General features: G+C 41.1%; 21 protein-coding genes and 1 pseudogene. 16 read left to right on the top strand and 6 right to left on the bottom strand.

The genetic code is table 11. From position 1 onward, the window contains the following. The first annotated feature begins 1,531 nt into the window (after nt 1–1,531). Nucleotides 1,532–2,035, top strand: coding sequence for a hypothetical protein (locus tag M9194_RS09305; RefSeq protein WP_250612359.1), 504 nt, complete (start codon nt 1,532–1,534; stop codon nt 2,033–2,035). A 44-nt stretch (nt 2,036–2,079) separates the two neighbouring features. Continuing rightward, nucleotides 2,080–2,763, top strand: a complete 684-nt coding sequence (locus M9194_RS09300) for a winged helix-turn-helix domain-containing protein (RefSeq protein WP_250612358.1) — start codon at nt 2,080–2,082, stop codon at nt 2,761–2,763. A 91-nt stretch (nt 2,764–2,854) separates the two neighbouring features. Here the strand turns inward: M9194_RS09300 and M9194_RS09295 are convergent, their stop codons facing one another. Continuing rightward, nucleotides 2,855–3,766, bottom strand: coding sequence for a LysR substrate-binding domain-containing protein (locus M9194_RS09295; RefSeq protein WP_250612357.1), 912 nt, complete (start codon nt 3,764–3,766; stop codon nt 2,855–2,857). A 242-nt stretch (nt 3,767–4,008) separates the two neighbouring features. Here M9194_RS09295 and M9194_RS09290 point away from each other — a divergent pair, with 242 nt between their 5' ends. From M9194_RS09290 to M9194_RS09265, 6 genes are all read left to right on the top strand, one after another. Continuing rightward, nucleotides 4,009–4,782 carry an SDR family NAD(P)-dependent oxidoreductase gene (locus M9194_RS09290; protein WP_250612510.1) on the top strand — a complete coding sequence of 258 codons (774 nt, stop codon included), beginning with the start codon at nt 4,009–4,011 and terminating at the stop codon, nt 4,780–4,782. A gap of 799 nt (nt 4,783–5,581) precedes the next feature. Beyond that, complete coding sequence (locus tag M9194_RS09285) at nt 5,582–6,175, top strand: hypothetical protein (RefSeq protein WP_250612356.1); 594 nt, start codon at nt 5,582–5,584, stop codon at nt 6,173–6,175. A 122-nt stretch (nt 6,176–6,297) separates the two neighbouring features. Beyond that, a complete protein-coding gene (locus M9194_RS09280; protein WP_250612355.1) occupies nt 6,298–8,658 on the top strand; it encodes a fimbria/pilus outer membrane usher protein in 2,361 nt (786 codons plus the stop codon). Then, nucleotides 8,643–9,395, top strand: a complete 753-nt coding sequence (locus tag M9194_RS09275) for a fimbria/pilus periplasmic chaperone (protein WP_250612354.1) — start codon at nt 8,643–8,645, stop codon at nt 9,393–9,395. The genes M9194_RS09280 and M9194_RS09275 overlap by 16 nt, the downstream gene beginning before the upstream one ends. 55 nt (nt 9,396–9,450) lie before the next feature. Continuing rightward, complete coding sequence (locus M9194_RS09270) at nt 9,451–9,969, top strand: hypothetical protein (protein ID WP_250612353.1); 519 nt, start codon at nt 9,451–9,453, stop codon at nt 9,967–9,969. A 13-nt stretch (nt 9,970–9,982) separates the two neighbouring features. After that, nucleotides 9,983–11,287, top strand: coding sequence for a hypothetical protein (locus M9194_RS09265; protein ID WP_250612352.1), 1,305 nt, complete (start codon nt 9,983–9,985; stop codon nt 11,285–11,287). A gap of 261 nt (nt 11,288–11,548) precedes the next feature. Here M9194_RS09265 and M9194_RS09260 read toward each other — a convergent pair. Then, nucleotides 11,549–12,239: pseudogene (locus M9194_RS09260) on the bottom strand (IS1 family transposase). Nucleotides 12,240–12,350: 111 nt separating this feature from the next. On the opposite strand from M9194_RS09260, the gene tnpA reads away from it, so the two are divergent. After that, complete coding sequence (tnpA, locus tag M9194_RS09255; protein WP_250612351.1) at nt 12,351–12,782, top strand: IS200/IS605 family transposase; 432 nt, start codon at nt 12,351–12,353, stop codon at nt 12,780–12,782. Nucleotides 12,783–13,150: 368 nt separating this feature from the next. After that, nucleotides 13,151–14,110 (top strand): OmpA family protein, encoded by a 960-nt coding sequence (locus M9194_RS09250; RefSeq protein WP_250612350.1) that lies wholly within the window; start codon nt 13,151–13,153, stop codon nt 14,108–14,110. A 297-nt stretch (nt 14,111–14,407) separates the two neighbouring features. Here the strand turns inward: M9194_RS09250 and M9194_RS09245 are convergent, their stop codons facing one another. Together M9194_RS09245 and M9194_RS09240 are read right to left on the bottom strand one after the other, a co-directional pair. Next, nucleotides 14,408–14,848, bottom strand: a complete 441-nt coding sequence (locus M9194_RS09245) for a dihydropteroate synthase (protein ID WP_250612349.1) — start codon at nt 14,846–14,848, stop codon at nt 14,408–14,410. Nucleotides 14,849–15,228: 380 nt separating this feature from the next. Then, nucleotides 15,229–15,537: a hypothetical protein gene (locus tag M9194_RS09240; RefSeq protein ID WP_250612348.1), complete on the bottom strand. Its 309-nt coding sequence runs from the start codon at nt 15,535–15,537 to the stop codon at nt 15,229–15,231. A gap of 395 nt (nt 15,538–15,932) precedes the next feature. On the opposite strand from M9194_RS09240, the gene M9194_RS09235 reads away from it, so the two are divergent. From M9194_RS09235 to M9194_RS09225, 3 genes are all read left to right on the top strand, one after another. Then, nucleotides 15,933–16,634, top strand: a complete 702-nt coding sequence (locus M9194_RS09235) for a TetR/AcrR family transcriptional regulator (RefSeq protein WP_250612347.1) — start codon at nt 15,933–15,935, stop codon at nt 16,632–16,634. A 158-nt stretch (nt 16,635–16,792) separates the two neighbouring features. Next, nucleotides 16,793–17,500, top strand: coding sequence for a substrate-binding periplasmic protein (locus M9194_RS09230; RefSeq protein WP_250612346.1), 708 nt, complete (start codon nt 16,793–16,795; stop codon nt 17,498–17,500). Between the two features lie 172 nt (nt 17,501–17,672). After that, nucleotides 17,673–18,386 (top strand): class I SAM-dependent methyltransferase, encoded by a 714-nt coding sequence (locus M9194_RS09225; RefSeq protein ID WP_250612345.1) that lies wholly within the window; start codon nt 17,673–17,675, stop codon nt 18,384–18,386. Between the two features lie 177 nt (nt 18,387–18,563). Here the strand turns inward: M9194_RS09225 and M9194_RS09220 are convergent, their stop codons facing one another. Beyond that, nucleotides 18,564–18,977, bottom strand: coding sequence for a cupin domain-containing protein (locus M9194_RS09220; RefSeq protein ID WP_250612344.1), 414 nt, complete (start codon nt 18,975–18,977; stop codon nt 18,564–18,566). Between the two features lie 803 nt (nt 18,978–19,780). Between M9194_RS09220 and M9194_RS09215 the strand changes: the two genes are divergently transcribed. Then, complete coding sequence (locus M9194_RS09215; protein WP_250612343.1) at nt 19,781–20,497, top strand: hypothetical protein; 717 nt, start codon at nt 19,781–19,783, stop codon at nt 20,495–20,497. 156 nt (nt 20,498–20,653) lie between these two features. On the opposite strand, the gene M9194_RS09210 is transcribed toward M9194_RS09215, so the two are convergent. Then, nucleotides 20,654–21,202 (bottom strand): hypothetical protein, encoded by a 549-nt coding sequence (locus M9194_RS09210; protein ID WP_250612342.1) that lies wholly within the window; start codon nt 21,200–21,202, stop codon nt 20,654–20,656. A 203-nt stretch (nt 21,203–21,405) separates the two neighbouring features. Here M9194_RS09210 and M9194_RS09205 point away from each other — a divergent pair, with 203 nt between their 5' ends. Beyond that, nucleotides 21,406–22,227 carry a hypothetical protein gene (locus M9194_RS09205; protein WP_250612341.1) on the top strand — a complete coding sequence of 274 codons (822 nt, stop codon included), beginning with the start codon at nt 21,406–21,408 and terminating at the stop codon, nt 22,225–22,227. Nucleotides 22,228–22,501: 274 nt separating this feature from the next. Next, on the top strand, nt 22,502–23,005 hold the full coding sequence (locus M9194_RS09200) for a hypothetical protein (protein WP_250612340.1): 504 nt from the start codon (nt 22,502–22,504) through the stop codon (nt 23,003–23,005). Nucleotides 23,006–23,063 lie beyond the last annotated feature (58 nt).

Below are 23,063 nucleotides of genomic sequence, written 5' to 3'. Positions count from 1 at the left end.
TTGTTATCATATCGCTGCTAATAATCGTATTGTGAACCGAAGGTCTTTCGAGACAAGGAGGGTGAGGTCCGTACCATGAGGTGGCGCTTGTCTATCTCAAATAAATGGATACTTCGCTGTCACAATACACTGAAACCGTATTTCGTCAAGATATTAACATCAAGGTAACCGTAGTGAAGGTAAGTAAAACAGTCTGTAATTTGGTTGAGTTTATTGTTTTGTCATTGTGTCTAGCTATAGTGCTGCTGCTTTTGGCTCTCGATATTTATTTGCCATAAAGGCAGGTCTATTACCACTTTATAACGAAGCCTATAACGATTTGATCAAGCTAGCTCTCAATCTCTGCGGTAAATCGCATTGGTCAGGCTTCCATTCACCTAAAGGTAACCCTTTGAGTTACCTTTTCAGCCTTATTGAAGCAAGCAAAAAAGATACTAGGCTTGAATTTTATCGTTAAGATAGTTTGTATCAAAAACATAATCAAAAATACTCGTTAATGTCTTTCTATTTAATGGTTTTGGTATGAAGGACCGTATATTAAATTCCTCGCTCTTAAGTGGTGTGGACAGATAAAGAAAGTAGGTATCATTTACATCACGGTATTTGTGTCCAATGAACTCTTTAATGTGTTTAACCTTATCTTTTTGAATTCCGTTGAACGACCGACTATCGGTGTCGATGATGACAATTCTTTTGTATTCATTGATTGAGCTCGGGCAGTATATCACGTCTGAATAAGGTGATATTAAACCTCTGGAGCCAACTTTTCTGTTTTCTAGAAAAAAAACACTCTGCTTCATTCGATAAGATGAATCCCGAATACAGTTCACTAAGAAACTTTTGATTATGGGCTGATCGGTCATGATGCTAATCAAGTAGTTCATTTGCCTATACGCTCTATAAAGTTCAATAAAGTGCGGCGATGCTATCAAATTATATAAAAATTCCTATTTACTTTTGTTGTAATTAGCCGATATTTTTATGCTATTTTCTTTTTTTATCAATATATTACTCTTGTTTGTTATGGTTGGGTGACGCTTGCGATTAATAAAATCTTGACTAAAATTAGGCTCAACAGTGGTTGATAAAAGTAATATTAATGGAACTAATGTCACAAATTTTTTAATGTCTATTTTGGTGGATTATGATGTTACTAAGTGAACAAATACTCATCACATACATTGATGGCTGCCCACATTAGATTTGCTCTATGTTAGGTGCTGAAATTTGACTTTAAAAATTTAACATGCATAATAAATGCAACTTATATAGTGTTGTTTTTTCATTAATTAAATTGAGTAGGCCGACTGTGGTGACTTTTAGTTTGTGGCTTTCCGCTCGGAAGCAGACTTAGACTAAAGAGGAAGGATTGCATCTTCTAGATTTGTGATGCTTCGCTCGCGACTGATATTATAAAAGTGAAAATCACTATATTTTATACAGTTAAGTCAGATGAATGCTTATACTTGGTATTGAAATCATCTGAGCTTTAACTAGACGTCCAGAAAAATAAGGTGTTTATAGAAAGTATATGAAAAAACTAAGACTATTTACGGGTAAGCCAAATGCGTATCTTTTTGTTCTCCTGTTTTTATCCTTGGCTTTCCATTATTTTTCCTACGAGCATTATAGAAAAACCAGCGACGAAGTGGTCAATGGGGGCTACGTTTCTGATGTATTCTATGGGCCCATACTTGACTCTTCACATAAGGTTATTGAAGTCAATTTTATGAACAATAAGTTGCATGGGAATATTTTCATAAAAGAGAAAGGATATAAAACGTTTTCTCAGTTTAAAATTACAGGGGTGCTTTCGAATTTTAAAGATGGTGTGTTTCAACTAAAAGCACAAGTACTCAAAGAGCAAGGTGTTAAAATTTTTGATGTCGAGCATTCTTCTCATTATCGTAAGTTTGATGTTATCGATGATAGCGATCTTGTCAAGAGAAGTATTGCGTTAGTCTATCGAACAGGGCCGGTGATGATTCTTTGGGATTCTACGTTGCAAGCCTATGATGTATTTATTAAAGAATAACAAGATACTCATTAATGATAGTGAAGAAGTAGTTAAGGTTACCCATGAATAATAGCGAAAGAATTGTAAAAATCGATGATGATCTTTTTTTTGATTCGAATAATGAATGCCTCATTAATAAGTTTAGTTTGCGGATACATTTAAAGTTTAAGGAAGCCCAATTTATTAGGCTGTTAATTGAAAATGCGGGAAAACCAGTCGCTAAAAACGACATCATGGCCTATTTGTGGCCAAAAACTATCGTGACGGATGCATCCTATAACAAACTAATCTCTGATTTAAGAAAAAAAATTAAGACAATTACTGAGTCTGAAGTGATTGTCAGTGTACCTAGAGTTGGATATAAAATACAAAAATTCTCTTATGTAGAGGCAGCAGCCTCTTCGGTGATGAGAGAAAAAAAAGGTGGAAAGCTAAAATATTTTGGAGTCGTGTTGAACCTATTTGCTGTGATAACCTCCCTGATGCTCGTTAGTTATTCTTTGTACTACATATACAAATCGAATCGCGTAGGCATGTATGTGAATCCGAATTACCATGTGGTGAATGCTGATGGTAGAACGGTCATCGTGAAAAATGGATTAGAGAAGAAAGCCGAGAACCAGCGCATTTCTAAGATGGGGCAAGCCGGAGACGTGTTTATCGTTGATAAGAGTGATGGTAAGGGTATTGTTTATCATTATTCAAAACAGAAAGGTCAAACTCGTGTCTATCAAATGGAGAAGTAGGGTAAGTTTCCCAGGTTCGCTTCTGTTGGAGCTCTTACTGCTTGGTTCATAGTGATGGTCTATGCGTCGATTCTCATCCAGAACGATCGCCTTACCCTCTTTTCACTTCTGAAAATAACCAGGCTTTGAAGGATTGTATTTTCGGCCATGTTGAGCACTCTGGACGATAGACAAGGTAGTATGCTAGTGCTGACTCCAATGCTATGTTGGGAAACAATCGGATCAAACGTCCATCGTCCAACTCTCTTTTCACCATCACGCTGCGAGCAAGTGCGACGCCATGCCCATCCACCGCAGATTGAAGTACAGCCGCCGAGTTGTTGATTTGTAGGTGCTGGGCTTTGTTGCCTCCGTTGACTCTGGCTTTGTTTAGCCAATCAGACCACGTTGGGAACCCGGCGTGCGTACCTAGTGAACCGTCATGTATCAGAGGAACACACAGTAAATCTTCAGGTTGATGGAGTGTCCTTTGTTCTAAAAATTGTGCTGAACAGACTGGATACACTTCTTCCCCCATCAGCTTTTCTGCAACCAATCCTGGCCACTGCCCCTGTCCATAGCGAATGCCAATATCAATGTGTTGAGCGGCAAAATCGACCAAGCTTAAATTGGTATCCAATCGAACCGTGGTATTCGTATCCAGCGTTTGGAAGCTTTCTAATCTAAGAAGTAGCCACTTTTCAGCGAAGGATGGGCTCATCGCCACAGTCAATGTTTGGTTTACGGAACCTTGCTGCAGGCGCTCTAGGCCTAACATGAGTTTGTCAAAACCATTTCGAATATCAGGCAACGCGTGCTCTGCTGCCTCGGTGGGGATGAGGCGAGCTTTACCTGTATTTGTTCTATGAAATAGAGGGGTATCCAGCCACTCTTCCAATGAACGAACCAATTGTCCTACGGCCGCTGGTGTCACGTGAAGCTCCTCGGCGGCGGTGGAGAAGCTTTGATGCCTGGCGCTGGCTTCAAATGCTCTTAATGCGTTGAGATGTATGGGTAATTTCATCGCGATAAATATTTTCTTTCACGGGGTAACAGATTATCTCGTTTGTGGTGGAAAGTAAATCCAGTGACACTATCAATCAAGCTGTTGAGGAAAATCAATGATAGCTCATGTTGATCATATCGACGTAAGTAGACCGACATTTTCTAGAATACGTCGAACTTGTTCGTGGAGCACGGGATAGCCTCGGCGGCCATGTTAAATGTAATCTCAGCCGTGCAGCTCGGCTTAAGGAAATCTAAATGATGAACAAGCAATTTGAAGGAAATAGACTACTGGTTATTGGTGGCACAAGTGGTATGGGATTGGCTACGGCGCAAATGGTGTTAGAGCAAGGCGCAAAAGTAGTGATCGTTGGCCATAGAGCCGATAAGACAGAGTCAGCTCGTGCGGCATTGTCCGACATAGGAGAGGTTGAAGCCGTCACTGCCGATCTGAAAAGTGAACAGGGCGTTCAAGAGCTATTGCATATGATTGATAGTCATTACACTGACATTGATTTACTTGTTAACGCGGCTGGCGTCTTCTTCCCATTGCCATTTCTTGAGCATGGTGCACATGACTACGACCAGTACATGCAATTGAACCGAGCGTTTTTCTTTATCACCCAGAAGGTTGCCGCCAACCTTGTAGAAAAAGGGCGCCCAGGGGCCATCGTCAACGTTGGGTCTATGTGGGCAAAACAGGCCATCGCAGCGACGCCTTCCTCGGCGTATTCTATGGCTAAAGCTGGGTTACATTCACTGACTCAACATCTGGCGATGGAACTAGCTCCACACAATATTCGTGTCAACGCAGTGTCTCCAGCGGTGGTACAAACGCCAATTTATGAGGGCTTCATTCCTAAAGAAGAGATAAAGGAAACATTGCAAAGCTTCCATGCTTTTCATCCCATTGGTCGAGTTGGGACGCCAAATGATGTTGCCAATATCATTGCTTTTTTACTCTCAGAGCAAGCAAGTTGGGTGACTGGCGCTGTTTGGGATGTGGATGGTGGTGTCATGGCTGGCCGCAACTAGCGCTTGCTGACTTCGTATTGGATGATCAAGCTCCGCGTTGAGCATGCAGGGGCAAAGTAAAAAGGGAGTGATGGGGTCGTCAAACTCATCGCTTCTGATCGTAAGCACTTCTCCTATCGAGCCATTAAGCTGAGCCTCAAATGGGGCTCCATTCCTCTCTTTTGTAGCAATGTCCTTTCGTGATTACCTAAATAGCTCACGCATTGTAAAAGCAAAAATCGTTGTTGACTCCCCTATTGTTTACGCGCGCTAAAGCACATTAGCAACGACACAAGATCACCAATGTTCGATGCCTTTTGAATTCCAGCCCATCATGGCTCACATTCATAATGTAGATGGTCAGGGCGATATCGGTCACAGCAAAAGCTATTATTACACCCGGTCATTTTTAAAACGGGCGCAAAAAATCCCTACATTTTTTATTGCTTGATCCACCATTTCACAGTTTAAAACGGCAAACTGACCTTTCTTAGGCGAGTAAGATTTCTATGGGCTTTGAGAATGCGGCTAACTAACTCAAAATAAAGGCTAACCATTTAATAATAAAGATATTGTCAAAATTGAACGGCAATTGCCAATTCTGTTGTTTATGCCATGGTGGCAAGAAAATCGATCAATTTTCATGCGGAAAAAGCAAGAGTTACAGGTTTTTTAGCAGAGTATTCCCACTTTTTTGATTGGATGGATAAGTTCGATTTTCTTATTGTGCACCTCGTCAGCTGGGTAGCAATGTGTACTCAGTTTAGGCGACAACAAACAAATAATTCACGATAGATATTTTATTAGGAGACATGTAATCATGTTCAATAAGAAACTAGTAAGCTCAATGATTTTGACCGCTACTATGGCAGGCGGATTTGCTACAAACGCAATGGCTGCATCCGCAATGGTTGGTTCTACGCCAGATCATGCAGGCGGAGTGATCACTTTTGCTGGTGCGATTAGTTCTGGATCGTGCTCTGTGGAAGTAATCACCAATGAAGGGAACGAAATAGTCAATTTTGGTAACATCGATGGCTCCGGCAAACAAGGTCTATTCACAGATGCAATGCAGAAAATCGAATTCGTATTAACCGATGGCTCGGGTGGGAATTGTGATACTTCTGATGGCTCTACCTTTAGGGTCAGTGGTGCGCAAGAGAGTGCGACTACAGACTCAACAACTGGAGGATCTGTTTTTGGAACTGACAGTGCCGTGACAGGTGTAGTATTGTCGAAATCAAGCACACCCTCAAGTGGTAGTGGATTTGTATCTGATCACGAAGTTTCCATTGCTGCTGGCGATTTTAGTACAACTCAGCCTTATGATATCTATGCTTTCCCTTGGTCTGCGTCGCCTGGTGATCATGGCTCGCTCGATGCAAAAGTGAGGTATGACTTCGTAATACTTTAAAAGTAATCATTAAATCGTCAAACCGATCGCGAAGGTTTGGCGATTTAATGAAGTCGTATCACTCAACATCGATGTATCTACATCTCCAACCCCTGTTTTATTTAGAGTTAGGCAAAGTAAATATGAGAGACTGTATTTTTATCAGAGTACTGATTGCATTTTTATGCCTAATAATTAGCCAACATGCTTTAGCAAAAATGACATTTGCCACGGGTTTTTTGAACTCTAATACTGCTATGAACTCGGAGACGTTCAACACCCTTACTCATGAGGTGTCCGGGGAGTTTTTTGTCACGCTGTATGTGAATGGGGAAAATAAATACAACGCTCGAATCCACTTTGACAAAGGTCGCCCTTTACTCTCCAAAGCGTATTTGGACAATATCCATGTCAGCATTGCTGATAGCCATGTTTTCGATGATCGTGGTTTGTTGATGTTTGATCAAAATCAGCATATCCGTTACGAGTTTAATCGGCCTGAACTCACGTTAAACCTGTTTATACCACAATATTTATTAACCCATAAGCCAGAGCAGTCTCACGTTTTTTCACAAGGTGCCAACTTGGCGTTCACCCAATACTCCATCGATCACACGATCGACAAAAACCAATCGGGTGAGTATGACAGTCAGGTGTTTGGTCATGGCACTTCGGGTGCCAACGTTCATGGTTTCTATTTTCGATCTCATTGGTCTTTTGAAGACAATAGCGCTAGCTTAGGTGATGCTTATATCAAGCATGTGGTTCCATCCTTATCCTCCTATATGACGGCAGGAAAAACCAGCATCGGGACTGAGCAGTTTGACTCGTTTAGCTTCTCAGGCCTTAGCTTAAAAAGAGACAACAGCATGTTAGCGGGGGAGGCGTCTTATGCACCTATCATTAGTGGCAATGTTTTGTCACAAAGCGCACAAGTAACCGTTTCGCAAAATGACACCATACTCTATCGTAAAGTGCTGTACACGGGGCCATTCGTGATCTCTGAATTAAACCCATCGAGTCAAGCGGACTTAACCTTGACGATCAAGGAGCAAAATGGCGCCGTCTATACCTACTCTTATCCAGTATCGCACCTGCCAGGGCTGATGAGGCCTGGGACGTTTGATTATGAGATAGATGCGGGACGAACTGATTTTAATAACAGTACCAATGACCTTTTTGTGTTGGGCGCACTCTCTTATGGTTTTAATACCTTCACATTCAAAGCAGGCTCTTTGTTTTCGAATAACTATATCGGTGGCAACATCGGCAGTGCACTGACGCTGGGTGAGATAGGCACGCTGTCTTTTAATCTCAATGAAAGCTACGCCAAAAAAGTGTGGTTAGACGACAGCAACTATGTGTTTGGTGTTAGCCAGCGTATTCAGTACGCAAAGTATTTTGGTGATGACCTCGCGCTAAAGCTGGGCGCATTGCGTTATAACTCCTCCCATTATCTTTCTTTCCCTCAGTACGCCACACAGAATGATGAGAATCAACTTAAAGCCGAAACCTATTTGTTGATTGAAAATACATGGAGCGAGGCGTTAAGTGACAGCCTACAGTTTTCTTACGATACCTACTATAACCGAGACGCCTCGTACAAAGTCGATGCCAACGTAGCGTATGCTTTATCTCATGGTATTACGCTGATGTTATCTGGCACCGTGGACGATCAAAAAGAAGCCAGCGCTATGCTTAGCGTAAACTGGAGCTTAGAAGACTCTAACATCAACGTTTCTCATATATCACAGTTTTCTCAGGGCTCCATCCAATCGACAACAGGGGTATCGAATTATAACCAGGATATGGCTTATAGCGCCAATGTGAATACGGATACCAAAAACGGTAAGGTTACTTCAGCGAACGTCAACCTGAACACGCACTCAAAGTATATGTCCTATCAAATGGGATTGATGGGCTCAGAAGATAGCTATGAGCTGTCTAACAACTACTCCGGTTCCGTTCTATGGTATCAAAACCATCTAGATTTTACCCACATTAGCTCAGACTCTTATGAGATCATCGATATAGACGGCCTAGGGGACCATGAATTGTGTGCTAGCAGCGACGAATACTGTTCCAATGAACATGGCGAAATTATCTTGCCGGGTGTGAATCCATATCATGCCAATACCTCAAAATTGGACTACAACAATTTACCCTACGCCATGTCAGTCAAAACAATCAATGCGGTTGTGTATCCAGAGCGTGATGCCGTGCCGGTGTTTAAATATAAAGCGGAATACAAAAGACCGATGTTTGTCAAATTTACCACCAAAGACAATCCCACGGGCCTATCAGGTGCAAAAGTCCTTGCTGGCGATGGCACATTACTTGGATTCGTTAGCGGTCAAACTGGGACTTTCCTGAACTTGGAATATACTGTAGATACGGTAAATCTTGTATCTAAAGACGATAAACAATATGTCTGTCAATTGCCACCACAGCAAGGTACAGGCAGTAAAATTGAAAGGGTGACTTCCTCATGCTTAGTAAAATAAATAACCGCTCAACATTTTCATTTAAATGTTTCATGCTGATAACAGTTTTGTTGTCGTACAGCTCGTCTTCGTTTGCCTACTTGACACTGAGCAAAACACGTTTAGTGGTGCCTGCTAATGAGATGAATGCTGAGATTGTGCTGTCTAACCCCTCAGATAGGACATTTGGCTATCAGGCCAGTGTGTTGGATGGAAATTTTTCGGTATCGGATCAGTTTGCGGTTATACCACAATTGGGGCAGCTAGATTCAAAACAAAAGCAGGAGCTGCGGGTGATGAACGCGGTCGACACCACGAAGTTTCCAACCGACAGAGAAAGCTTATTTTATTTAAGTATCCAAGAGATCCCCATGCTACCAGAGAACGCGCCAAAATCCTCGATGATGGTGGCGATCAATGATGTGATTAAACTGTTATATCGCCCTGAATCCATCAGCAAACATCGCAAAAACGCTGAAAAATCTCAGCTTCAATGGACAACTCATGGCAGAAAAATGGTGATAGAAAACCGCTCGCCATACTACTTTGCCATTCTCAACGTGAACATCAATGGGAAACCTGTGGCGTTGCCTAAAGGAATTTCTCCGCGTATTGCGAAGTTTCAACCATTCTCCAAGGTGTCATTCAAACAGGTGGTTCATAAAGGTGACAAGGTCTCCGTTTCCTACTTGGATGACTACGGTATAAAACAAACTACAGACGTGTCGTTTTTACAAGCGCCATTGAAGGCGAAATGAACTCGACAACCCATACTATTAAGTTGTAGGCCACCTGAAATATAGATATATGGTTATGATGAATTCGATAGTGAAATACACAATTTGGATTTTAGGTTACTTGTTTTGTGCAAGTAGCTTAGCAAGAGGAGTAGATGCAGAAACCACATTTACGATTCAAGGCGAGATCAGCGTTAACCCTACCTGCTCTATAGAGTACCCGCCTACCATTGATTTCTGGGGTTATACACAAACAGATGTGGATAATGGATTGGTTAATCAAAGCTTTGCTATCAAAACATCATGTGACAAAGCCGCTACGGGGGAACTAAAGATCGAACCTTACTCCGATGCTTATCAGCTTGTCGGTCAAGACGCACTAGATATAGGCTCAGGCCTAAAACTTCAATTCAGTGCAACAAATAATCCGAGTGTGACAAATTCGGAAAGATTTTTGGGCGGACATACGCTTACTATACCCAAGAGTCAACCTTTAATTTGGAATGTGCAGTCTAGTATAAGAAATATGGGAAATAAGGTTCGTTCAGCTAACCAATTTGAAGTGTTGGTTTCACTTAAGTTCACTTATTATTAACTGGTTACCGTTCATGAAATACAACTTTCTTATTACTGTTTCTTTACTTTCGATAAGCTTGGTCGTTGCGGCTTCAGATAGTTTTGCTTCCTCTGACGAAGAGCTAAAACAATCGCTTCCCAGCATCACAACAAAACCACTGTATCCGGCAGTTCCCGATACTCGGCCGATGCCAATTCAGCCGGTGGTTCCCGATACTCGGCCGATGCCAATTCAGCCGGTGGTTCCCGATACTCGGCCAATGCCCTTTCATCCGCAGTCCCCGAATGTTAAACCATTGTATCCAACGGTAGACACCAAACCTTTCTACCCAAAGCAAGATATTATCGGTAAAATTCAGGCATTAGAGCCGAATACGAAAAGTGACAAGGTGTGCAACCAATCAACTGTAGATCAAGTACAGAATGAACCCAATTATCATTATTCTAATGGAAATACGCCGTACTACAATCATTCTTTGAAGTACTACCAAAAGTTTAACATCCATGATGGAGAACCAATTGACTGGATCGAGAACTCATGGAGGGAAGAGTTTTTTGATGGAGGAGTAAGTTTTAGTTATGGATGCTATAGTCTTACTTATGATGCAGATCATACGCAGCCAGTAAATTGGCTACCAGACGGAGACGGTATGATTGATTCCGGCAATAGTGATTTTGCGTTCTATGTTGATGCTGAACCAGGTGGGAGGCTTCGTCGAGGTAGTTGCTATCCGGGGGCAGCTCAAGCAGGAACCACTCAAGTGGATGATGCTAGTCGATGTGAGCTTAAAATGAAGTATACGCTACACATCGTTCGGGTGAATAATACGAATGATCCGCATGACTTAAAATGGGTATACGTGCGCTCCAAATCTTCAATACATGAAAGACCAAGTCTGTGGTGGGGGCCTAGGAATGGAGATAGTAATCCCGATCCCAATCCAGAGCCTGGAAATTGTACAGTCTCGGTCGATCCAGAATCGATGATCTTTGATCTGACGGAGGAGGATTTCGAAAATCGTTCAGGTAAACGTTTCAAGGATTTCATCATCAGAACTGGTAACTGCTCATCGCATTATATCAAATTTAAACCCCCTAAAGGGGGGACTCCCGAGCTTGCCACGGTGACGCCCGACGGTAATAAATCTATAAGACTTCATCTGAGGCAATATAAGGGGAATGACACCCAGTCTATTATCTTTGATAACGAATATGATGAGGATGATGGTTTTAATATGAATGGTGACACTAAATTGCAAGTAGAGGTAGAGAAAAACGGTGAGCTGCAATCTGGTGAGTTTAATGTTAGATTCCCTGTTTACATGCTCCCGAAATGATACGACTTCACATTGTTAGCTGCTTGTGCTTGGAGCAGCTGACGCTAATGATCACTTCTTGCATGGATACCTAACGGTGATGTTGCTAATATGTGACACGTCATCCACTCAACACAATGTATCTGAAAGTATTCTGAGATTGGAAGGCCTCTTTGCACAACCTGTTAAGTATTATGACCATTTTATGTCTGAGATGGTTTTTACTACCAGGTTTTATCTATTAAAGTAAAAAAATGGTCTTGACTCCAATTAGTTGATTCACTAGTAATACTCTCGCTCGATGAAAGTACTGATCACTTTGTCGTGCATGGTTTCTGACTTAGAGAAGTCCATCGTTTTTCTCACTAATCTCTTCAGGCGAGTACGTAAAGTGAGATTGGCCCGTTCAATTCTCTGTGTGTAGCGTTTTCCCACAATGTGTTTTTCGAGTGGTAAGTTTGCCGAGTAAACAACAAAGTCATCCGTACAGAAGAAGTTTATGGTAAAGGGAGCCAACAAGCATTGGAGGTGCTTGAATGTTTGGCAGTTCCGCTTTCCAAATGCATGGGCGACAATGCGTTTAAACCTTGGCTCCCATGTATGCCACAACCAACATTGATTCTTTTTATTACCGACAAACGACCATTACTCGTCGACCTCGCAAATCAGTTAATATTCGCGGCATCAAACGGGATCGTGGTTACTTGCCTTGGTTGGAGTTTTTAGAGTGTGCAAAACCGTATTGTCGCCGACCTTCAGGACTCGTTCTGTGTCGCGTAGTCCTGCGCTATTCATCGCCATGTCGACGATTTTTTCTTTACTCTGGGTTCACAGGCTTCTAAGCGTAATCGAGAAAGAAACTTCGTTTACATTCCAAGCAACGATATCACTGGACACCTCTCGGGTTCCGCCCATGCTTCATGACAGGATCAGTCTGAGAACAAAAGCGATATTTCACTTCAACGGTAGCCATAATTAAATATTGGTAAACCCCTAGCTCAGCTAGGGTGACTCGCATAGGTTTGACCGTGACAACGGTATATGCCACTTCTTTGCTCGACCAAAAGTAAAGAGGAAACACCCTATGCGAGACTATAAGAGTCTGTCTCATACCCGTTGGGATTGTAAATACCATTTCGTATTTATTCCCAAAAAACGGCAAAAGTTGATATACGGCGCAATTAGAAAACACCTAGGTGAAACCTTTCATGAGCTAGCGAAGCGGAAAGGTGTAGTGATAGAGGAAGGGCACTTGATGAAAGATCACGTTCATATGTGCATCAGTGTTCCCCCAAAATATTCGGTATCTAATGTAGTCGGTTACTTGAAAGGAAAAAGTGCAATATCAGTAGCAAGGAAGTTTAAGGGAAAGCAGCGTAACTTCAATGGTGAACACTTTTGGGCAAGGGGTTACTTTGTCTCAACGGTTGGTCTTGATGAGGCTGTGGTTCTTGAATATATAAGAAACGAAGAACGTAACGATGATGCACGAGATCAATTGGAATTTGGTGTTTAGCGCCTTGGGCGCTGACTTGAGCCCTTAGAGGGCGTCACCAAATAAGCCTCCGGCTAGGCCGGAGGTCATTTAACTCAATCCATTCAAAAGAAAAAAATTATACACTAACTCAACCACTTGGCGTTATTATAAAAAAAATATCATAAAACTCGCAAGCTATTATCAAGAAAACTCGTGAAGAAAACGGTTATAACATCGTCAAGATGTTCCTTTATGATAATTGTATTAATAGTGGGGTAGAAACTGTGAGTGGGACTACATCCATGAGATACAATAGTGATGCTGCACTCCATCCTCTGGTAGTACTGCCTCATGGAGGTGTCATAAAGAACAACGATACCGATAAACATAAGTAAACAGAGTGTAATATGAAAAAGTTAGCCGTGGTTATGGCTGCATCCCTCATGATGACAGCTAATGTTGCCAACTCTACGCCTTACCTTGGCATTAAGATAGGTGAAGCATGGATGAGTGATACCTGCCAGCATGGTCGTGTGTGTGAGGGCCAGTCAGTGTCCGCTGGACTTTTTGCGGGATTTGGACTGAATGATTTCTTATCCTTTGAGGCAGGGTATGATTATTTGGGTAAATTTCCAGAGCTTGGCCTACCAAACGGACAAGTAGAGGCATTTACATTGGCCCCAAAAATGACGTTCAGGCTCGATGATAACGTGGCTATTTACAGCAAAGTAGGGGGTGCCTACACCCATTATGGGAACCAAGGTGATGGAGCGTTTTTTAGTGCGTTGGGTCTCGAATTGAATGTCATCAAACATGGTACGATACGGTTGGAATATCAGGCGATCACAGATAATAGACTCTTGCCGACCTTGACCAACACGGCCTCGGTGGGTTTTGTTTACCGCTTTGGTTCAGCGAAAGAGAAGGTTGCGTCGCCCACCGTTGTTCAAGAGAGTAACAAGGTAGAGCCGTTGCCACCGGTGAGCCGATCCAAAACATTTCATAGCGCCTTGCTGGGCCATCAGGTATTTGCGCTAAACAGTAGTCAACTTAAACCCGGTAGTGAGAGTAAAATCGATGAGTTGGCGCGGTTTCTCAATAAATACCGCCAGGCACACTTCGATGTGGTTGGGTATACCGACTCATGGGGTAGTGCACGTTACAATCGAGAATTATCCATACAACGCGCGCAAGCCGTTGCCAATGCTTTGGTCGCGCGAGGTATAGCGCGAGAGCGCTTAACTGTGAATGGAGAAGGTGAAGCCCGTCCTGTTGCCAGCAACGCTACTCCTGAGGGAAGAGCTATGAACCGACGAGTGGAAGTGTCCGTTGCTGAGTTTCAATACCAAGTGTCGTCGCCAGGCTAGTAATCAGCTGGAGGGGCTGGCTTATCGCCCAAGAAGGAAAGGTAGGCTTGGGCCCTATTGCTGAAGGGCTCAAATTGGCTACTGATCTGCCAGCTTGAAAATCAGCTCAGTGTTTCCCTCGATTGATCGGACATCGCCGAGAGGACTTTGATAGCATAGAGGGGTTCCCTATAGTCGTGTACACGAAGTAAATGGGCACCTTATAACATGGCGATACTGGCACAGGCAATACTAGCTGTCAGACATTGAGAGGGGTCACTTTCAAGCAATTGAAACAGCATCGACTTTCTTGACATGTCAACCAATATAGGTAACGTTTGCAGCTGAAACACCTCGAGATTGGCGAGCAACGATAATTGTCCTATCCTGTTGTGTTTTGCTAAACCTAAACCCCGGATCGAAGATGAGTCTGTCTCGGGCGATCCCTGCCTCCTGACAAGCAAGTGCACACTCGTGCAAAAACTGCAGCACATCCGAGACCACGTTGCGATAGGATGGTTTTTCTGCATCACTTGCGCCTAGCTGGTATCGACTGATATCCAAGCGTTGGGGTAGTTTTTTTAACGCCTCGATAACGGGGAGCACACGTCTGGTTTCCACCTCCACGGGGACGGGGCGGGTGGACTCTCCCCGGACATCAATGACGGCAACACCAGCCACCAGCATGTCCTCGGCTTTGGCGTGCTCTATACAAACCATGGTGCTGGCCTCCATCGTAGAATGAGTCAGGTGTAACATTGAGGATACCCATTGCCTGGGCTGATCGATTGAGAGGATTTTTCCATTGGCTTCGAGTTTCAAAGGTGTGTCCTTGTCTAAGCTATATAAATGAAGTAAGCGAAAGATCGTAAATCTAAGTGATGAGCACATTGCTTCAATTACATGCGTATATGCACAAGGTATCATGGTGCTTATTGTGGGGTTTTGTACCCAATTCGAGCACACCTCCATGAAAAGTAATAATAAAATATGGAGATAAAAACTTATCAATTAACAGTTTGTTCTGTACCTAGGACGTGGACATTACGACGGGCAAACCTAACTCCTGCAGAGTACGGCAGATGTGGGTATCGATGCGATTGGCTCGCGAGTGAAAAGATGAAAGCGGAGGATATAAATTAATTTTCTGATCCAAATGTATTTTCTTCAATAAGCTTGTTGTACACCCTCGCGATATGCTCAATAGAGTACACCTCACCACAGCTACCAAGTGCGCGTAGCATGGGTAAATACCGCCATATAAACTCGTGGCTGAGTAACCGGCTTTGGTAATACGCTATCAAATCAGCATCTAGGCATTGGGCTAGATTACCGCATTGTGAGCAGACGCCCATATCGGACAACTCAATATGGCGAATAGCCATACAGTCATGACAAACGTTGCCGTTGATTTGGCGGTGAAATTCAATCAATACGTGTGGGTTCATATATCTCGTGGACCTCAAGGCTGAGAATAATAAAAAGTTATAGTTGCCTAATTTTTATGCCGTTCATAGAGAGTTATTTGCGACTTTTCTATGAAAAAATCCAGTGCCATTGGTGATAAATATGTCGGGTGGTGAGAGATGTCTTATCTCACTGTTACATCACAAGCTTAAAATCAGCATCAAAAATCCGAGTGTGGATTATAGATATCATAGCGGTGATAAAAGTTAACTAAAAAAACTCGACTAAAAGAATAATCGAGCTCGATGTGGGGTGTCTGGTGTTATATCACGCCGTAATGAATGGTAAAGTTCTGATTTATAGTATTTTATTGGTTATTCAGTTTTGCTCGAGTAACACTGGTAACTAAAAACAACCCTTACCCAAGGAGGATAGCATGAACAACAAACAAGGAAGAGTGGGCCGACCATTACTAGGATCGAGTCGAGATGTAAGAGGGGCACTGGTTACGGTCTCTGCGGATCTATTTGTCGCAATGCCGTATGACAAGGTGTCAACACGTCTGATTGCAAGTAAAGCCAAGGTGAGCAGTTCGTTAATCAAGTATTACTTTGGCAGCAAACCAGGCCTATTTCGTAGCTCAGTAGAGCATATCTTTCACCCAGTGTATACCGCACTTGAGCAGTATTTAATTCAGCCAAATTCAATACATCTTTATACGCTGTTCAAATCGATATTTACACTACTTAAAACCCGCCCAAAACTGTCTACATTCGTTTTTAAAATCTTGATCTTGCCTAAGTTCAACGTGGAGCGCGTGCAGTTAGAAGAGGTGATCCATGGGTTTGTTGAACAACTGGTGCATTCGGGGCTAAGTGTGAATCGTCGCGCACTAAGTGATGAGCCGATGTCCAATGCGGTTTTGGTTATGACCTTTTTAAGCTTAGTTATCGGCCCGGGGCTTATAGCAGGTGAACGTGCGCTTGGCCCTCATGCATTGCCAAACCACAACAAGCTTGTCAGTGAACTCATCAAGTATAACTTACGCTTGGTGTGTCAGCGGATCTCTTTGAAGGCGCGTTTACTCCCTCTCAGTCAAAGGCAGTCTCCTAGGGTTTGGTCTAACGTCGTGTCTTGATTTTAATTTTCAAGTAATTGATATAAAAAAAATGGGTCGACTTACTTAAGTGCATACTAGTGCCGGCTAAGTCTGTGTGTATTCTGGAGATAGAGAAAATCGTTTATTCTACTATAGTAATTAAGTACAACAGAATGTCATGTTAAAGAGAGCAAGATATGAAAGCTTTTATACTTCTTATTCTTTTTGTTTCGTTCAACTTAGCTTCTAAAGAACGAGTTTCTATTGGAACACTTGATTATTGTCCCTACCATTGTAAGAGCACTAATTCTGGGTATGTTGTTGATATAGTGAAAGAAATATATCACAACGCTGATATCTATTATCTTCCATGGAAAAGAGCAGTGATAAATACAGTGAATGGAGATTTAGACGCATTATTGACACCTACAAAATCTGAAGCGCCTTTGCTAATTTACCCTGTCGAAACCATTGGTATACAGCGCTCGTGCTTTTTTGTATTGGATGAAAATAAAGATATGACTATAGATGAGCTGAGCAAGTTTAAAGTAGGGACGTTTACCGGTTACTCATTAGATGGTATCCAGACGGATAAAGACAATATCAATTATCTATCTGGCGTCGATGCACTATCTCGTGGAGTGAAAATGTTAAAAAAAGGTCGGATAAAGTCTTTCTTTATTGAAGAAAACGGTATGAGGTTTTATTTAAAAAAAAATGAAATCAATGGGATAACAACATCTTCATGCACCCGCGGAGAAGATCTTTACGTTGGGTTTAACCCCAAAGATAAAGCTTCTTCAACCGCCCTTTCAAAAGAGCTTAGCGAAGGGGTTATTGAACTTAGAAGGAATGGAAAGCTGGACCAGATACTGAGTAAGTATGGCCTATTAGATTGGAAGTAATGTATGGCAACATTATTCCTGTTTATAGCTTTAAGCTCATGAAAACGACGTATGCCACTATCAAAGGCTTTGAGGCTGTTTAGAAAAAGTAAAAGTATACAAACAGTGATTTAGATTACAGAAACGATATGCTAGTCATATAGATGTTGAATAGTAAAATTGGTGGTGTGAAATGACGAAGGAAATCGAACATATCAAAGCGCTCCTGAATACTCATTCTGACTCTAACTCCAAGCTACAGTATTTGAAGGATGAGTTATCGCACGAGGAGTTTATTAATATCCAAAAAGTGTTTTTCGATGAAGAGTCACATTGGTACGCATCAAAAGAATCTAGACCCAACTTCACGGAACCAAGGTTGCAGAAAATTGTTTCTAGCCCTAAGAGTCACATAGCGAAAAGCCCATATGCAACCTACAACATTTTAGATGTAGGCACTGGTACTGGAGTGCTAATAAAGTATATTGAGTGTCTATTTTCCAATGTATGTATCCATGCTTTGGATTTATCTTCAAATCAGTTGGAACATGTCAAATTACAATACCCAGATGTTGAAGTTTATTTGGGTGATATATCCAGTTTTATCAACCCAGTAGAGTATGACCTGATATATTGTAATGCTTGCTTTGGTAATATACTAAATCAATCTTCTGCATTAAAAAACATGTCGAATATGTTGAGTGGTAGTGGACTAATCGTGATAAGTCACCCTCTTGGATCAGCCTTTGTTGAAAACCTGAAAAATACTAACAATATCATTGTACCTAATACCTTGCCTAAAAGTATAAAACAAGTCAGTGAGTTAATTGTGGATACAAACTTATCTCTGGTTGAACTTATTGATAATCAAGGCCTTTATATATGCATTTTAAAAAATAATGGCTGAGAACAACAGAGTGAGATAGCCTGTATAATGCAATCCTGAGTTATTCATCGTCATATCGATGATGTTTTCTTTTGCACCGAGCTTCCATGCTTTCTCACAGGCTTAGCTTGTTTACAAAATCGGTAGGCAGCTTCGGTGCGAGCTAGACAACTTGCCCAGACACTGGGTTACACTATATCAATGAGTTGAAGTCTTATTCGAACGACCAGCAGGGAGGCGAGTGTCCATTAAAGGTTGATTGACATCTACGACCCAACTTGCTACTAAGGTGGTGTTTTCTTGTGCATTGGCCCAATGCTCAGTCTTGTTTGGCACTTGATAACATTCTCCCTCATGGAGCAATGCAGTCTTTTCTCCTCGAATATAAAGTGTTAACAAGCCTGATTCGATACAACCAAATTCAATACCATGATGAATGTGATGAGGTAACGATTGGCCTTCGGTCAAGGTAACGAAATTGGTGACCATCTTATAGTTCTTACCAGTTGGTAACTCAGCAGAAAAAAGCTCTCGCTTCTTTATACCAGCATGCGCTGAGAAAGACGATACAACAAATACTGTGATGAGGATTTTGAGGCTAATTCTGAACATAATAAATCACTCTGGTTATAAGGTTGATGGGTGTTTTAAGCCCAATATCTATGGTGCATGGTCACGAACAGATTCGACTGGAGATAATGGCCAATTAACAGCACTAAATGTGCGTAATACCTCCTTTAACCTCAAGCATTCAATTGTAGCCTGGTTAAAAGCATCACTCATTCATCGTGTCATCATTGACTTGAAAGTCTGTCTGTATGATCTCGCACAATATATTCGCCTTATATTCTTCCACAACATGCTGTGAATAGCGCTGGAAAAAAACAATAATAAATAACTAAAAAAACATTAAACTTCTTTTTTCATAGTTACTTGCAGATGCAGCAACTTTATCTTTGGTGAAGGTTATCGAGGTCGCTATAGTACGAGATTTCCGAGCTATGAATGGAAGCAACAAACGTCAATAATGTAGCGTATCACATGATTAAACAATAACTTTATAAAAGAAAGCACAATTCTAGAATAGAGATTCATAATCGATAGAACGACATTTTTATATTTATTATTAGTTTATTAATGGTATTTTTATTTTTCATTTCTGTGTTGATGTTATTGTTTTTATGTAGGATTAAATAGGTAATCCAACTTTTCATTGAATACGAATCAGAAATTAATTAGAAGTGACGATTATTTTCAGGATATCGGTAGGGGAAGGAGATAAGGTAGGTCGATTAAACTACACGAAACGTTAAAGTTTATTTTACATTTTTTACGATGGTGTAATTATCGTTGAATAAGTAGCGGATTGAATCTAGAAATAATTAAGGAGTTTTATGATGAATTTGAGGAAGATTATGATGAACAAGTTCGCGTTCTTAATCAGTACGACGTCATTACTGAGTATGAGTGCCGATGCCGGAGACATTTATGTGACGAATTATACGAGTGAGCCCATTATTTTTAACAGTGCTGATGGTTGCACGCCTGATCAATATCAAGTGGCCCCATCTGGCAGTGTTGCGATTCGGCTTAAGGATAATTATTGTGTGATCGGTGGGGACGCTGGCAAGCATAAGGCGGACTTTGTTTTGACTAAAATAGATGAAGGTGTGGGGATAATTCCCGAAGATGTGATCTTTCAGTATGATGGCACGGACACCTCAATTAATGGGGACAGACTCACATTTCACCAGTTAGTGATCCCCGAAAGCATGGCGAGGGTGCCGCTTAGAAATGCCACGCCTTTCTATTTCAGCACAATATTTACCACAGCGGGGTGTCACGCTGACGACAATCCAGTCAACACTCATTTTGACTTGTTTAACTCCTATGATACCTTGTTTCTTTCTTTGGACACTGCAAAATTTGAATCACCGACAGGATGTGCGTTGTACTTGATGAATGGCTCATATAGTGAATCTATTGGCATTTACGTGACAAACAAGCCGATAAATGATCAATCTATTTACTTTGAGCATTATTACTATACCGATAGCAAGCTCGATGATGAGCTGACAATACAACGAGATACGTCACAATCAGGGATTGCAATCGTTGAACAGTATCACTAAATCGAACTTTTGATGTCTTTAAAGGTGTGACTAAGCCAAATCGCTTGTTTGTTAGATTGTCAAACTGCTTTGGTAGTCGCACTTTTTAAACAACTCTGTAAGCACCAAGCGACTTTGTGGATAATTTTGATTTTTGAATAGTATTAAAGTTTAACCTCATGATTTGGCAAGAGCGTGACTGGCATTATCTTTACTTTTCCATTCCGGAACTGTGAGTGCTCCTGATGATATGGGGTATTCTTGTTCATTAATCCCCCAGAAAAAATATACCGCTTTGGCATGATTACGCAGTAATATTTTAGACTTTCCTTCATCAATATCACTTCCTAGAGGAGGGGCGTATTGGTGCACGGCTAAGTTTCTATAATCAAACGTATCACTCATACTGTCATTGAAAGCTGTCAAGTTGGCAACCCGGCTTTGATCGTTAGGATCAGCAATGCTTCGGCTAATTGATTCATAGGTAAAGTGAAACTTTTGCCCTTGAGCATGCAAAGGGGCCATCTCGATAAGAAAATCAATGGAACCGCCCCCTCCAGGTAGAGTAATTATCTGACCTGAGAGGATGTCTCCGCTCGAGGTTTCTACATTGTCTGTCAGAACACGATAGTGATAATCATCCACACTAGTGTTGTCGATAATGAGAGCTTGGGATTGGAACGCAGTGGTGCTTAACAACATTGAACAAAATAATGCATACTTCATTGAGTGAGTCTCCTAGACAGTCATTATAGAAGCAAAATTATAAGTAAACTTATTATTGAACTGATAGATAGTTTAATCTTACTTATATAATAACTTTCCTTTAATCCCTTTCTTATTATAATATTATGATTAAATTACCATAGTTTTATCGGAAAGTTAGATTATCAAAAGTTTATTATGTTGATATTGTCTGGTTCCACTGAATGCGATTGGAAATCAGCCAAAAAAATAAATCGCAAATAACCACCTCACGCATTATGACTGGTGCTATAACTAGTGCTAATGGCGTATTTATCAAAGGAACTACTTATATAATGAAAATATTGAGTCGATATATGGCAATTATTCCAATGCTCTGTGCTATTTCCGCATATAGTAACGCGTCTTCATATCAACTTACCAACCACTTATCAACACCGATAATGTTAAAGACTAAGGTAAACTGTGGCTTTCGTTCTCCCACTTTTGTTAATGGTGGCGATAGTATTGAATTTAATGACGATGCAGCAGATTTTTGTAGTATCTACGCTTCTAAAGTTGGAAAAAGCTCAGCGAACGTAGCTTTTTTCGCTCATAATGGAGAACTTTCTGCTATTCCAGATAAATTGAAAATGGGATATGACGGTACTGCGCTTATCTATCCCACTTTGTCAAACGTTATTGTTGCCCAGAAAGTCTTTCATGCAAGTTTAGCCAGAGCGATTATCAAGAACTCAACCTCGGACCCATTCTTTAATATATTTTATGGGGTAGGATGCCATCTAGATAACAGCGTGTTTGCTTCTTACTCACTGAATCCAAACGATAACTTACATTTAGCAACAGATCTAGGTCAATCTGAAGACGGAAATAGCTGCGGTCTGTTCCTGATGGGAAGTCAGAAAGCGATTAATATTCTGGTTAGTAAGGCACGAGTGAATGAAAGCTCTATTGAATACAAAGGATTTTATTACACCGATATGAATTCTGATGATAGTGTGTCATTGTCACTAAATAATAATGTGTTGGAACTCATCGATAGTTAATGTGGTGAAACTGAGAAATTGGCGCGACCTATAGAACCGTCCATTTTGATTGCCTCACTTTTGGAGCCTTGCCTAATAGTGAGGCCTTCATTTACTACATACATGCTCACAGTAAAGTCGGTAGAGTCTGTTCAGAGTCCATTATCAGTGTGAAACGCAAAGGACTCTTGACGCATATTATTGTGGTGTAGAGACAGTGTTTTCTTTCATGAATGGTAAATTCGAGCTAGAGTGATATAAGGTGTTCAACGATTATCTTCAGATTACAGTGCCTATGAAACCGTACTATCAGTTTTTGGTCAAACCCAATAGATACATTGTGCTTTGGTTATTATTTTCTATTGGATTTTATTTATACTCCTATGAGTATTTTAAAAAAGAAAATATAGAAGTTGTCAACGGAGATTATATTTCTAATGTGCACTACGGTCCAATATTGGATTCATTGCATAAGATAGTCGATGTAAGTTTTTCCGATAATGACTTTCATGGAAATATATTTATCAAAGAGGCTGGCTATAAGTATTTTTCTCAGTTTGCTATATCAGGCTCTTTGTCTTCTTATGAAGATGGAGTGTTTCAGCTGACGACACATGTTGTCAAACAGCAAGGAGCAGAGATATCAAACATAGAACATGCATCTCGTTATCGTAACTTTGATATTATTGATGATGCCGATGTAGTGAAAAGGAGGATTGATTTCATTTATCGATCTGGAAATGTCATCATTCTATGGAACGCCAAGTTTCATTTCTATTATGTTTTGGTTGAGAAATAATACATTACTGATGTTCTAATCTTGAAGTGATGCAGTATTTCTCTATACAACCAGAGCT

Origin of the sequence: Vibrio sinus, from assembly GCF_023634645.1 — a bacterium.
Classification (GTDB): Bacteria; Pseudomonadota; Gammaproteobacteria; order Enterobacterales; family Vibrionaceae; genus Vibrio; species Vibrio sinus.
This window is presented reverse-complemented; position numbering and strand designations above follow the sequence as displayed.

Coding starts and splice junctions, on each gene's coding strand:
- M9194_RS09215 (WP_250612343.1), top strand. CDS start 19,781: ATGATGAACAAGTTCGCGTTCTTAATCAGTACGACGTCATTACTGAGT.
- M9194_RS09205 (WP_250612341.1), top strand. CDS start 21,406: ATGCGATTGGAAATCAGCCAAAAAAATAAATCGCAAATAACCACCTCA.
- M9194_RS09300 (WP_250612358.1), top strand. CDS start 2,080: ATGAATAATAGCGAAAGAATTGTAAAAATCGATGATGATCTTTTTTTT.
- M9194_RS09225 (WP_250612345.1), top strand. CDS start 17,673: ATGACGAAGGAAATCGAACATATCAAAGCGCTCCTGAATACTCATTCT.
- M9194_RS09270 (WP_250612353.1), top strand. CDS start 9,451: ATGATGAATTCGATAGTGAAATACACAATTTGGATTTTAGGTTACTTG.
- M9194_RS09200 (WP_250612340.1), top strand. CDS start 22,502: ATGAAACCGTACTATCAGTTTTTGGTCAAACCCAATAGATACATTGTG.
- M9194_RS09305 (WP_250612359.1), top strand. CDS start 1,532: ATGAAAAAACTAAGACTATTTACGGGTAAGCCAAATGCGTATCTTTTT.
- M9194_RS09245 (WP_250612349.1), bottom strand. CDS start 14,848: ATGTTACACCTGACTCATTCTACGATGGAGGCCAGCACCATGGTTTGT.
- M9194_RS09240 (WP_250612348.1), bottom strand. CDS start 15,537: ATGAACCCACACGTATTGATTGAATTTCACCGCCAAATCAACGGCAAC.
- M9194_RS09290 (WP_250612510.1), top strand. CDS start 4,009: ATGAACAAGCAATTTGAAGGAAATAGACTACTGGTTATTGGTGGCACA.
- M9194_RS09295 (WP_250612357.1), bottom strand. CDS start 3,766: ATGAAATTACCCATACATCTCAACGCATTAAGAGCATTTGAAGCCAGC.
- M9194_RS09230 (WP_250612346.1), top strand. CDS start 16,793: ATGAAAGCTTTTATACTTCTTATTCTTTTTGTTTCGTTCAACTTAGCT.
- M9194_RS09280 (WP_250612355.1), top strand. CDS start 6,298: ATGAGAGACTGTATTTTTATCAGAGTACTGATTGCATTTTTATGCCTA.
- M9194_RS09235 (WP_250612347.1), top strand. CDS start 15,933: ATGAACAACAAACAAGGAAGAGTGGGCCGACCATTACTAGGATCGAGT.
- M9194_RS09250 (WP_250612350.1), top strand. CDS start 13,151: ATGAAAAAGTTAGCCGTGGTTATGGCTGCATCCCTCATGATGACAGCT.
- M9194_RS09285 (WP_250612356.1), top strand. CDS start 5,582: ATGTTCAATAAGAAACTAGTAAGCTCAATGATTTTGACCGCTACTATG.
- M9194_RS09265 (WP_250612352.1), top strand. CDS start 9,983: ATGAAATACAACTTTCTTATTACTGTTTCTTTACTTTCGATAAGCTTG.
- M9194_RS09220 (WP_250612344.1), bottom strand. CDS start 18,977: ATGTTCAGAATTAGCCTCAAAATCCTCATCACAGTATTTGTTGTATCG.
- M9194_RS09275 (WP_250612354.1), top strand. CDS start 8,643: ATGCTTAGTAAAATAAATAACCGCTCAACATTTTCATTTAAATGTTTC.
- M9194_RS09210 (WP_250612342.1), bottom strand. CDS start 21,202: ATGAAGTATGCATTATTTTGTTCAATGTTGTTAAGCACCACTGCGTTC.
- tnpA (WP_250612351.1), top strand. CDS start 12,351: ATGCGAGACTATAAGAGTCTGTCTCATACCCGTTGGGATTGTAAATAC.